Here is a 12,585-nt window from a genome sequence, read left to right as displayed (position 1 = left end):
GTAATTGTCTAATATTTTTTAATTATTTTTTGATAATTGAGAATTTATACCTAATTATTTTCCTTGAAAATGTAAAATTTATGATTCGTTATATATGGTAGTTGTGAAAAGGAGGCTATACCTTGCAAAAAGTTAGAAAAGCAATTATTCCCGCTGCTGGACTCGGAACGCGATTCCTGCCGGCTACAAAAGCAATGCCGAAGGAAATGCTACCAATTGTAGATAAGCCGACGATTCAATATATCGTTGAAGAAGCAATCGAGTCTGGGATAGAAGATATCATTATCGTAACCGGTAAAGGGAAGAGATCCATCGAGGACCATTTCGATCATGCGTATGATTTAGAGAATAACTTGATGGAAAAGGGCAAGTTTGATCTTCTCGAAAAAGTACAGGCTCCTTCCAAGGTTGATATTCATTATATCCGTCAAAAAGAACCCAAAGGACTGGGCCATGCAATCTGGTGTGCTCGTAATTTTATTGGAGATGAACCATTTGCAGTTTTACTTGGTGATGATATTGTCCAGGCAGACAAACCATGTCTACGTCAATTGATGGATGAATATGAAAAAACATTTTCTTCTATTATAGGTGTTCAGCATGTACCAATGGAAGAAACCCATCGGTATGGAATCATTGATCCGATTGAACAAAACGGACGGCGCTATCAGGTGAAGAGCTTTGTGGAAAAGCCTGAAAAAGGAACAGCGCCATCTGATTTAGCCATCATGGGAAGATATATATTGCGTCCGGAAATCTTTACATTCCTTGGTGAGCAAAACATAGGGGCAGGCGGAGAGATTCAGCTGACAGATGCGATTCAAAAGCTGAATGAAATCCAACGAGTATTTGCCTATGATTTTGAAGGGAAACGATATGATGTGGGGGAAAAATTAGGCTTCATTGAAACCTCAATTGAATTTGCACTTCAGGATGAATCCTTGCGTAAAGATTTATTACGCTTTATGGAAGAAAAATTAAAAGTGATAAAAAAATAAACTAATTGGAGATAGACCGGACACTTACCGGTCTTTTTTAGAGGAGAGGTTTGAACGTGACATACCGTAAAAGGTTGACCACATTGATACTAGTAGACTCCATTATCGTGTTAACGGCTATTTATTGCAGTTACCTTGTCCTCCATCCGTATTTGGATATCTTCAAAATGGGAACCTTATTAATAACCTCTTTAGCATTGTTAATCAGTCATCATGTGTATGCATTTATTTATAAACTTTATAACAAGGCATGGGAATATGCGAGTATTCGAGAATTAATGGCGATTGCAAAAGCTGTAACATTAACGATTTTAACAACTGCTATCATTCAAATGATTATTTTCCAGGATATATATATACGGGCATTAGGGATAACCTGGATGCTCCATATCCTGTTGATTGGCGGTTCACGTTTTTCTTGGAGAGTATTCAGGGGCCGTTATATAGGCACGAATGATCTTGCAAAGAAACATACGTTAATTATCGGAGCTGGTGCAGCAGGAACGATGGTAGCCAGACAGCTGCTTCAAAAGGTAGATACTGATTTAGTACCTGTAGCCTTTATCGACGACGATCCATATAAACAAAGACTCCAAATCCATGGTTTACCGGTAGTAGGAGCGACATCTGATATCTCAATGGCTGTTGCCTTACATGAGATTGAGGTCATCATTATTGCAATTCCTTCCCTGTCTAAGGGGGAGATAAAGCGTATTTATGAAGAATGCTCGAAAACAATGGCGAAGGTTCAGATTATGCCAATGATTGAAGAAATTATGTCAGGCAATGTCTCAGTCACGCAGTTTAGAGATGTAGAGGTTGAGGATCTATTGGGGCGCGAACCTATTCAGCTAGATATTGACAGTATTTCTGAATATGTAGAAGGAAAAACAATTCTAGTTACCGGTGCGGGAGGATCTATTGGATCTGAAATCTGCCGTCAAATATGCAAATTTACCCCAAACAAACTTCTCTTGTTAGGTCATGGTGAAAATAGCATTTATTTAATTGATATGGAATTAAAGAAGCACTATGGAGAATCTATCGAGATTATTCCGATTATTGCAGATATACAGGATCGAAATCGAATTTTTGATGTGATGGATGAATATAAACCAGACGTTATTTATCATGCGGCAGCACACAAGCATGTTCCGTTGATGGAGTATAACCCAAGAGAAGCCGTTAAAAATAACATTTTTGGCACGCGGAATTTAGCAGAAGCAGCAGATACGTTTGGGGTTGGTACTTTTGTAATGATTTCAACAGACAAGGCTGTGAATCCCCCTAATGTAATGGGAGCGACGAAACGTTTTGCTGAGATGATTATTCAGAATTTGGCAAAGGAAAGTAAGACCAAATTTGTTGCAGTACGGTTTGGGAATGTGCTGGGTAGTCGAGGCAGTGTTATTCCACTATTTAAGAAACAGATTCAGGCGGGTGGTCCTATAACGGTTACACATCCTGATATTACAAGATATTTCATGACAATTCCTGAAGCTTCACGTTTAGTAATACAGGCCGGATCATTAGCACGTGGAGGAGAAATTTTCGTTCTGGATATGGGGGAACCAGTAAAAATCGTTGATCTAGCTAAAAACCTGATTACTCTTTCGGGTTATTCCATAGATGAGATTGGTATACAGTTTTCTGGTTTAAGGCCTGGAGAGAAGATGTATGAAGAGCTTCTTAATGAGAATGAGGTTCAGAAAGATCATGTATTTCCTAAGATCTTTATTGGAAAGGCACAGCCAATGGATAGAACAGAGCTTTATGAGGTGATTGAGACGCTTCTTGATAAGGATTCAGTTGAGATGAAGGATACTTTGGTGGGTATTGCTAATACGAAGTTTGGAGAAAAGAAGTCTTTGATTATTGGTTAGTGATTTTCATGAATTGCTAACCAACCTTTTCAACCTTAATTTGGTTTTAGGTGTTAATTGATATCGTGTATTTAAGAGGATGCAATGTTATCAATTGGAGATAAGTTTATAGTTATTATATGTGCTGGTTAATGGCATGTTAGATTGCAAAAACAATATATTAAGTCTATTAATTTTGTAATGAATGTTATTGAATTGTGAGATTTTTTATTAGGTGAATGTGATTTTAGTGGTTTAGTAGTTAATTGGAATAGATAATTAGTATTTCAATTAAGTCCTATTCTATTAAAAGACAATTTTAAGGAGTGTTATGACATGATATATATGAAGGTGAAAAGGTGGATAGATCTCTTACTTTCTCTAATTGGATTAGTTATTTTATCACCATTTATTTTGATATTAATTATCGCTATCAAATTTGATTCAAAAGGTCCTATTCTGTTTAAACAAAAGCGTGTTGGAATCAATAAGACACATTTCAAAATTTTGAAGTTTCGTACAATGAGAATAGATTCACCAAAGGATACCCCAACTCATCTACTAGAAAACCCTGAACAGTATATAACTAAAGTGGGTAAGTTTTTAAGAAAGACTTCACTAGATGAGCTACCGCAAATTTGGAATATTCTTATTGGACAGATGAGTATTATTGGGCCTAGACCAGCCCTGTGGAATCAATATGACTTGATTGCTGAACGGGATAAATATGGTGCTAATGATATTCAACCTGGGCTTACAGGGTGGGCGCAAATTAATGGTAGGGATGAACTTCCTATTGAGAAAAAAGCGAAATTGGATGGGGAGTACGTTCAAAAAATAAGTTTTACCATGGATGTTAAGTGTTTCATAGGAACCATCATAAGTGTTGTGAAGAGCGATGGAGTTATTGAAGGTGGGACAGGAACACTATCTCAGCAAGATTTATCTAGTAGTAAGGAGAGGCTATCTGAGTGATAAATATTTTGATTACCGGAGTAAATAGTTATGTTGGTAAAAGTTTTGAAAAATGGGTAAAGAATCACCTTGACAAATATAAAATCTTTACAATTAGCTTACGAAATGAAAATTGGAGAGAAAAGGATTTATCTGGATACGACGTTATCTTGCACGTAGCTGGTATTGCTCATGTCTCCACTGACCCCAAAATGGAAGATTCTTATTATAAGGTTAATCGTGATTTAACCATTGAGATAGCCAAGAAGGCAAAGGCTGCAGGTGTCCATCAGTTTATTTTCATGAGCAGTATCATTGTATACGGTGATAGTAGTAGTGAAAAAAAAGTGATTGATAGAAATACTGTACCAACACCAAGTAACTTTTATGGAAATAGTAAGTTGCAGGCTGAAGAAGGAATCAAACCTTTAGAAGATAAAAGATTCAAAGTTGCTATTATAAGACCTCCTATGATATATGGGAAAGGGTCTAAAGGGAACTATCCGAAGTTAGCTAAAGCTGCTAAGATACTACCTTTTTTTCCAGATATAAATAACTCAAGAAGTATGATTCACATTGATAATCTCTGTGAATTTATAAAACTACTAATTGATAATGGAGAAAGTGGATTGTTTTTCCCTCAAAATAAGGAATATGTAAAAACAAGTGAGATGGTTAAATTAATATCAGAGGTGCATGGTAAAAAAATAATACTAACCAAGTTATTTAATCCTATATTAAGTCATTTGGGGAATAAATTAATCTTTATTAATAAGTTATTTGGAAATTTAGTTTATGAAAAAAGTTTATCTTCTTATAGTAAACAATCTTATCATGTAGTTGATTTACGAAGTTCTATTGAAAAGACGGAGGTTTAGATGATGAAAAGAGCGTTAATGTATGCTTCTGTTGCTTCAATGATCGATCAGTTTAATATGGATAATATATCCACACTCCGAGAATTAGGATACAAGGTTGATGTTGCTTGTAACTTTGAGTTTGGAAGTACTACATCTCAAGAAAGAGTAAATGAACTAAAAAGGGAATTGGGTAAAATTGAAGTAAACACTTATCACATTCCTGTACCAAGAAAGATATCTTTGATAAAGGACATGATCAAGGCTTATAGACTAACAAAAATATTAATAGAAAATAACAAGTATGATATTGTTCACTGCCATTCGCCTATAGGTGGAGTAATTGCAAGATTGGCTAGCAAAAATAGTCGGAAAAAAGGAACGAAGATTATATACACTGCACATGGATTTCATTTTTATAAAGGTGCACCTAAACTTAATTGGATGATATTTTATCCTATCGAAAAATATTGTGCTATGTTAACAGATACGCTGATTACTATTAATAGTGAAGATTTCAAACAAGGAAAACGGTTTAAAGCTAATAAAACGTGTTATGTCCCTGGAATAGGGATTCATGTAGATGAAATTAATAATATTGATGTAAATATTGAAAAAAAGCGAAAAAACCTCGGTGTATCGAATGATGACTGTATGCTCTTGTCAGTTGGTGAACTTAATGATAATAAGAATCATGAAGTTGTGATAAAAGCACTAGCAAAAATTAATGCCCCTTATAAATATGTGATTTGTGGCATGGGTGATAAAAGGGACCATTTAGAAAGACTAGCTCAAGAATTAAATATTAAAGATAAAGTGATTTTTGCTGGATATCGAGTTGACATAAGAGAGGTGTTGAGAGTAGCTGATATATTCTGCTTGCCATCAAAGCGAGAGGGTCTATCTGTTGCTTTGATGGAGGCTTTGGCTGCCGGGCTACCTTGCATTGGGAGTAGGATTCGTGGGAATGTAGATCTAATCCAAAACGATAAAGGTGGATATTTAGTTGACAGTGAAGATGTATATGGATTTGAAGATAGTATCAAGAAGCTATTAAATAATAAAAATGATAGAAAAATATTTGGAGAGTTTAATCGAAATTATATAAAAAAATTCAGTGCGGAGCATGTAAAAGAGCATATGCTTAAGATTTATAAGTAGAGTGGTTAACATATCTCAATTATTTCTATATATTGGAGAAGGTTTATTTTTACCGCTGTATATGAATAAACTATCAGAGAATATAAAGAAGCAATTAGAATATTGCATGCAAACAGTTCAACGTAATGTGATGGAACAGAAACAATTTAAAGCGTTTATAAAGATAAATGGCTCTAAGGTTCGTTTTGTCGATTTAAATAATGTTATTAATGGTATAGAGAAAATATATTTAGAGGTGTAATGTTGAAGAGATATTTAATGAAGAACATAAAATATTTTAAGCCATTATATATAATTTATTATTGGACTGGGTCGTTTATATTAAATCTTATAAAGTTTTCGGTTAAGCCAGACGACAGGCTAATTCTATTTATTAGTTTTGGTGGGAAGAAATTTGATGATAGTCCAAGGGCAATATATGATGAAATGATTAAAGATAATCGTTTTAATAACTATAAATTAGTTTGGGCCTTTCACAATCCGGATGATTTCACAATTCCAAGAGGAAAAAAAGTAAAAACTGATTCATTTAAGTATTTTATTACAGCTTTAAAAGCACAATGTTGGATTACTAATTCTAGGGTAGAACGAGGGTTAAGTTTTATAGGGAAGAATACCTTTTATTTTAATACCTGGCATGGAACGCCAATCAAAAAAATGGGTATGGATATTTCTAATGGGAATAAGTCATTTGGGACAAAGGGGAAATGGAATGTTGATATAATGACATCACAAAGTAAGTATGAAGCTGATATTTTTTCAAGAGTCTTTAATATAGATAGGGAGAAATTTTTGGTTTGCGGATTGCCAAGAAACGATAGTTTGGCAAAAGCTACTACGGATGCTAAGAAGGAAATGATGAAAAAAATAGGGTTACCTTTAGATAAAAAAGTAATTCTATATGCACCCACTTTTCGGGAATATGAGAGAGACAACGAGCTTAATTGCGTGATTGCTCCCCCAATTAATTTTGATAAATGGAAAAAGGAAATTAGTGATGAATATATAGTTTTACTTCGTGCACATTATGAAGTTGCAGAGGTATTAAATGTTAAAGCTGATAATGGATTTGTGTATGAGGTCTCTAACTACCCAGTGTTGAATGACCTAATGATAGCATCCGACTTATTAATATCGGATTATTCTAGTATTTTCTTTGATTATTCGATATTAGATAGACCTATGCTTTGCTATGCATATGACTATGACAATTATGTCGATAGGCGTGGTTTGTATTTTGATATTAGAAGAACATTGCCTGGTGGAACAATTAATGAGAGTGAACTTTTAGAGTTAATTAAGGATTTACCGTATGAAAATGTAATGAAGTTAGTGAGAGACTTTCGCGGATTATACGTTCAGAGTTATGGAAATGCAACGAAAGTTTCTTTAGATACTATTTATAAAAATATTATTAATGAATGAGGAGATTGAAGATGAAAAGAGTAATAACATACGGTACTTTTGATTTGCTGCACTATGGCCATATAAATTTGTTGAGTAGAGCTAAAGCTTTGGGCGATTATCTAATTGTTGCGTTATCTACAGATGGATTTAACAGTGAACAAAAGAGCAAAAATACTTATTTTAGCTATGAGGAGAGAAAAAAACTGTTGGAATCTATTAGATATGTAGATTTGGTTATACCAGAAAGTAATTGGGAACAAAAAATAATTGACGTTCAAGAATACAAAGTTGATACCTTTGTTATGGGTAGTGATTGGAAAGATAAGTTTAATTTTCTTCAAGACTTTTGTGAAGTAGTTTATTTGGAAAGGACGCCTGAAATATCTACGACAAAAATAAAGAAAGACTTATTGATAAAAAAGGGGTAGTATGATGACTCAACCATTTAGAGTGCTTCAAGTAATTGGACAAATGGATCGAGGCGGTGCAGAAACAATGATTATGAATCTTTACCGCGAAATAGATCGGGCAAAAATTCAATTTGATTTTGTTGTACACACAGATCAAAAATGTGCCTATGATGATGAAATTATGGCTTTAGGTGGAAAGATTTATAGTCTCCCTCGTTTCAATGGGATAAACATACTGAAGTATCGAAAAGCATGGAAAAATTTCCTTAGCAAACATAGCGAATATAAAGTTATCCATGGTCACCTTGGTAGTACAGCAGCAATATATCTAAATGTTGCTAAAAAGTTTGATCTTTTCACTATAGCGCATAGCCATAATACCAACAATGATGTGACATTAAAAGGAAGGCTGTATTCTATCCTCGCATATCCAACAAGGAACATTGCACATTACTTTTTCGGTTGTTCTATGGCTGCAGGAATAGACCGTTTCGGTAGCCGGGTAGTTAATTCAAGTAATTTTAAAATATTTAATAATGCAATTAAATCTGAGGATTTTACCTATTCCAACCATACTCGTAAAATGAAGCGAATAGAATTTAATTTGAATAATAGGTTTGTTATAGGACATATAGGTAGGTTTAATATTCAAAAAAATCATGCCTTTTTAATTGATATTTTCAAAGAAATACACCACGAAAATAAAAATGCTATTCTAATGCTAATTGGGGATGGAGATTTGCGTGAAGATATTGAGCGAAAAGTTAATAAATTAGGCCTAGAAGATAACGTTATTTTTACTGGTGTTCGATCAGATATACCTGAATTGATGCAGGCCATGGATGTATTTGTTTTCCCGTCTTTGTTTGAAGGTTTAGGGATTGTTACAGTAGAAGCGCAGGCAGCTGGATTACGTTGTATTATAGGAGATTCAATTCCTGAAGAAGCGTATGTTACTGATTTGGTTGAAGCATTGTCTATAAATAGCCAAGTGGAAACGTGGGCTGAAAAAATTCTAAACTATTCTGGTGGATATGAGCGGAAAAACACTTATCAAGAAATCAAGGATAATGGTTATGATATCACTGATACATCTAAATGGTTAGAAAATTTTTATATAAATAAACATGAGTAACTAGGAGTTTCGAGTATTAAAAGGATGTAAATTGTATTTTAACTTGCAACTAATTATATCATCTATCTTGGAGGAAGATAATTGAAAACACCTATTAAAGTACTACATGTATTATTTGACTTGGGAAGTGGTGGAGTTGAAAATATGCTTTATAATTATTATTCCAATATAGATAAAGCTAAAGTACATTTTGATTTTCTAATTCATTCTGATTCTAAGGAAACAGGGTCTATAGAAAGAAAAATGATTGAAATGGGTTCCACTGTGTATAAAGTCACACCTGTAACAAAAAATTTTATTAAATCATCAATAGAAATTATTAAAATAATAATGCAAACTGATTATGATATTATTCATGCTCATACAAAGTTTTTTAGTTGTATTCCTTTAATTGCTGCAACTATTAAGAGGACAAAAGCTAAAATAAGTCATTCACATAGCCTAGGTTCAAAAAGGGGGGCGATATATAATGTTTTCTCATATCCTTTTAGAAAATTAACAGCAACTTTTTCAGATTATAGGTTTGCCTGTTCAAAGGATGCAGGGAACAATCTTTTTGGAGAAAAATATAAATTTAGTATTTTTTATAATGCAATCTATATTGATAAATTTAAATATAACGACAAAACCCGAGAACAAGAGCGTAGTAAATTAGGGGTAGATGGAAAATATGTGATTGGACTTGTTGGTCGTCATGATCCTGTGAAAAATCATCTTTTTGCTTTAGAAGTATTTAAATTAATAAATGATGAAATTGACAAAACCCATCTTGTATTTATTGGAAGTAAAATGAAAAATACTACAAGTTATATTTATAATAAGGTTCATGAATTACATCTAGAAGATAGTGTTTCGATACTAGAACCTCGTGATGATATTTTTAACTTTTACCAAGGTCTTGATTTGTTAATTTTACCATCAAAGACTGAGGGACTTGGAATGGTTGTTATTGAGGCACAGGTATCTGGGTTGAGATGTTTATGTTCAAGTATGGTTCCCAATGAGGTGAAGATTACTTCATTAGTAGATTTTTTAGGGCTAGAACAAGGTGAAAAATCATGGGCAAATAAAATAATTAATTATATAGATGGCGATAATTTGCTTAGAAAAAGTTATGATATTGAAGTGGTGAACCATGGGTATGAAATAAAAAGTGCAGCAAAAAAACTAGAAAACTTTTATATAGGATGTGTGTGAACTATTCCAAATGAAAACTCAAAAAAATCATTTTGATTATAATAGAATTGATACAATGGTATTTATAATTACAATTATTGCTTTGTTTTTTATTCCTACGTCAATAAATGGCCAAATAATGCATGAAGCTTATTTAGTCAAAAATAGCTTTTGTATAGGACTTATTTTAATTTATTCTTTAATAAGAGGTGAATTTAATAAATATGCCATTCTCCTGATGTTATTGACTCACATAATAATTGGAGTTTTTACAATTAGTTTTGGCTTTCTTTCTAATGAAACTTTGAAGCTTTCTCTTGCTGCATATTCTGTAATAGTTTTTTTATCTTTATTATGGGTTGTAGATTTTAAAAACAATATTAAGGTATATAACATAGAATTAATTTTTAATTTACTAAATATTATTTTATTAATTTGGGCATTTGGTATAGTATCTCATGTACCTTTTTTTGAAGATTTTACATTGAATTATTTTTCTCAGTTTGGCGATGAGACAGTATGGTGGATGATGTATCAAAATAAACCAGTTCTTAGTTTCGGTACTCATTCAATAGCATCTTTCCACTTTTTTATTTTGTTTTTATTGAATTTTTATACAATTAATTTTCTTAAAAAGGGTGTACTAATCAATCACCTCTTTTTATGGCTGTATTTGGTTGTAAACTTATTGATGTTTTCAAATACCTCTTTTGTATTTTCAATAATTATGTTAATTATACTTTTGGTTCTTTATAAAAATAGTAAATTGAATATTATTATGATTTCTATTTTGATGTTGATGATGATTTATCTGATATTTTCAGGGATATTAGATATTTATATAAAAAGACTGATATATGCTGATAATAATGGATTCTTGGGAAGATACGCAAGTGATATTTTTGCTGAAAATTATAATTATATATTGAAATACGGCGGTATAGGTTTATTCAAAGATAACGGAACAGGGATTAGATTAAATGACTCTGGATACATTGTTTTATTAACGATGGGTAATATTCCGCTTGTGTTGACTATATTCTCGAGCCTTTTTTATTTTCTAAAAATTAATTTTAAGAAAGTCTTTTTCGGAAAAAGGTATATCCTTTATGCGTTTTTTCTTTTTGCAGTCTTTGAAGTTGCAGCTACGTGGTTAATTCTTGATGTAAGAGCCGGCTTATCTTTGTTATTTATTATTATATATATCAGAGCTTTAAATAATACAAGAGATATAAATTAACTGTCAAAACGTACAATAAAAGCGTATTGGGTAGTCGCGCCTAGCGATTTTGAATTATTTATTTTAGTAAAGTAATAAGTCTGGAGGAAAGTAATGAAAAAGGCATTAGTAGTAAGTTTTTTTAAAAGTAATAATCTTGGAGATTTAGCATTAAGCAGTTCTATTGAAAATTTAATTACCAATAGAGGTTACGAATTAACCAAGTATGATTTTTTAACGGTTACTCCTATAAAAGATAATATAACTTTTATAGTTAAAAATAATAAAAACTTAGTTATAAAAGGATCAGTGTATCGAGTTCTTCTTAGGAAGATTAAAAAAATATTGATCTTTCTTTTGGGTAGAGTCAATTTTGGATTAATACAGTACCGATTTAGAAATATATTTCTTACTAAGAACTGGTCGGGCTTGGAGGAGAAAATAAAAGATGCAGATATATTGGTAATAGGTGGGGGTAATATGCTGATGGATCTTAACTCATCATGGCCTGATATATTTGCAAGATATATTTTATTAGCAAAAAAACACAAAAAGGAAATATATATACTTTATGTGGGTGCTGGACCAATAAAAAATAAGAGAAGTGAAAGGATTTATAGTAATGTATTGAAATATGCAAGAAAAATTTCAGTAAGAGATACATTATCAAAACAAATATGTGAAAACCTTAATTTAAACAATAAAATAACAAACTCTATTGACCCGGTTTTTTCTTTACCTTTGGATTTTTTAGATTATCGAATTAATATGATTAATGAATTGCCGAACAAGAAGGATATAAAAATAGCTATATCAGTTCTTGGGGTGATGTGTTTTAATTCAGAAAAAGAACATGATGATTATTTAGAAAGTTTGTATAAGTTGGTTACAAATATCTCCATATCCTTAGAAGATAACATTGAATTTATTTTATTCTCTACAGAAGTTGCTGATTATAAAGCAATCTATAAGTTTAGCGAAATGTTAAAACTTGAAAATTTTGATGGAAATTCAAGTATAGCACATATAAACAACGTAGATGAGCTTATTAATTTTTATAAGGATATCAGCTTTTTAATAGGCGGACGTATGCATGGTATGATTTTCGCTCATAAATGTTTATTACCTTATATAGGTGTTATTTGGCAAGAAAAGATAAAAGGTTTTGCAAATGTAACCAATTCGACTAGTAGAATTTTTGAAGTAAATTATCTTACTAATAATACTAGCAATATAGTGAACCAAATTGAGACTAGCATGCGAGATATTAACTTAATAAAACAGATGCACCAAACTAATCAACATTTAATAGGTGAAGTTCAAAACGGTAATGTTTAGTTGTTGATAGATTAATATAGTTATTTGTTTAAAATATTTGAATAATATTATAGCTGAAGTTTCAAAAC

At 32.1% G+C, this 12,585-nt stretch carries 11 protein-coding genes; all 11 read left to right on the top strand.

Annotated elements, in window-relative coordinates:
- The first annotated feature begins 122 nt into the window (after nt 1-122).
- Nucleotides 123-998 (top strand): UTP--glucose-1-phosphate uridylyltransferase GalU, encoded by an 876-nt coding sequence (gene galU / locus AC4BHP_RS13350; RefSeq protein ID WP_490552758.1) that lies wholly within the window; start codon nt 123-125, stop codon nt 996-998.
- 56 nt (nt 999-1,054) lie between these two features.
- Nucleotides 1,055-2,881, top strand: a complete 1,827-nt coding sequence (locus AC4BHP_RS13345) for a polysaccharide biosynthesis protein (RefSeq protein ID WP_490552756.1) — start codon at nt 1,055-1,057, stop codon at nt 2,879-2,881.
- 318 nt (nt 2,882-3,199) lie between these two features.
- Complete coding sequence (locus AC4BHP_RS13340) at nt 3,200-3,835, top strand: sugar transferase (protein ID WP_490552814.1); 636 nt, start codon at nt 3,200-3,202, stop codon at nt 3,833-3,835.
- Entirely contained in the window at nt 3,832-4,692 is an 861-nt protein-coding gene (locus AC4BHP_RS13335) for an NAD-dependent epimerase/dehydratase family protein (RefSeq protein WP_490552754.1), read from the top strand. The genes AC4BHP_RS13340 and AC4BHP_RS13335 overlap by 4 nt, the downstream gene beginning before the upstream one ends.
- Before the next feature lie 3 nt (nt 4,693-4,695).
- The gene (locus AC4BHP_RS13330) at nt 4,696-5,832 is read left to right on the top strand and encodes a glycosyltransferase family 4 protein (protein ID WP_490552752.1); all 1,137 of its coding nucleotides are present in this window, start codon (nt 4,696-4,698) and stop codon (nt 5,830-5,832) included.
- 258 nt (nt 5,833-6,090) lie between these two features.
- Nucleotides 6,091-7,257: a CDP-glycerol glycerophosphotransferase family protein gene (locus tag AC4BHP_RS13325; protein ID WP_490552750.1), complete on the top strand. Its 1,167-nt coding sequence runs from the start codon at nt 6,091-6,093 to the stop codon at nt 7,255-7,257.
- Between the two features lie 11 nt (nt 7,258-7,268).
- Nucleotides 7,269-7,667: a glycerol-3-phosphate cytidylyltransferase gene (gene tagD, locus AC4BHP_RS13320; RefSeq protein ID WP_490552748.1), complete on the top strand. Its 399-nt coding sequence runs from the start codon at nt 7,269-7,271 to the stop codon at nt 7,665-7,667.
- Between the two features lie 4 nt (nt 7,668-7,671).
- Complete coding sequence (locus AC4BHP_RS13315; protein WP_490552746.1) at nt 7,672-8,784, top strand: glycosyltransferase family 1 protein; 1,113 nt, start codon at nt 7,672-7,674, stop codon at nt 8,782-8,784.
- A gap of 81 nt (nt 8,785-8,865) precedes the next feature.
- Nucleotides 8,866-9,981: a glycosyltransferase gene (locus tag AC4BHP_RS13310; RefSeq protein WP_490552744.1), complete on the top strand. Its 1,116-nt coding sequence runs from the start codon at nt 8,866-8,868 to the stop codon at nt 9,979-9,981.
- Nucleotides 9,982-9,991: 10 nt separating this feature from the next.
- Nucleotides 9,992-11,200 (top strand): hypothetical protein, encoded by a 1,209-nt coding sequence (locus AC4BHP_RS13305; RefSeq protein WP_490552742.1) that lies wholly within the window; start codon nt 9,992-9,994, stop codon nt 11,198-11,200.
- A 93-nt stretch (nt 11,201-11,293) separates the two neighbouring features.
- Entirely contained in the window at nt 11,294-12,517 is a 1,224-nt protein-coding gene (locus AC4BHP_RS13300) for a polysaccharide pyruvyl transferase family protein (protein WP_490552739.1), read from the top strand.
- Nucleotides 12,518-12,585 lie beyond the last annotated feature (68 nt).

Source organism: Pradoshia sp. Z4_20 (genome assembly GCF_058216035.1).
The sequence above is the reverse complement of the archived record's forward strand: the minus strand, read 5'-3'. Positions and strand labels throughout refer to the sequence as shown.